The sequence below is a fragment of the Neisseria sp. P0008.S004 genome, assembly GCF_051962755.1.
GTDB lineage: Bacteria > Pseudomonadota > Gammaproteobacteria > Burkholderiales > Neisseriaceae > Neisseria > Neisseria subflava_A.
This window is the reverse complement of the sequence record NZ_JBQCUZ010000056.1, coordinates 1-254: the sequence shown is the minus strand read 5'-3', so window position 1 is coordinate 254 and position 254 is coordinate 1. Positions and strand designations below refer to the sequence as shown.

Genomic DNA, 254 nt, shown 5'->3' with positions numbered 1-254 from the left:
ACCTCGGCGAATCCCTGCGCACCCGCACCAGCGTCTGGAGCGAGTTCACCGCCCTGTTCCCCGCGACCCTGGAACTGTCCATGGCCGCCCTGTTGTTCGCCGGCATCCTCGGGCTATTGGCCGGGGTGATCGCGGCACTCAAGCGAGGATCCCTGTTCGACCATGGGGTGATGGGCATCTCCCTGGCGGGATATTCGATGCCGATCTTCTGGTGGGGCCTGATCCTGATCATGTTTTTCTCGGTGAGCCTGGGC

At 63.8% G+C, this 254-nt stretch carries 1 protein-coding gene; it reads left to right on the top strand.

The window, feature by feature from the left end:
* A partial coding sequence (locus ACTHSW_RS10920) for an ABC transporter permease subunit (protein WP_440373929.1) occupies positions 1 to 254 on the top strand: 254 nt, incomplete at both ends.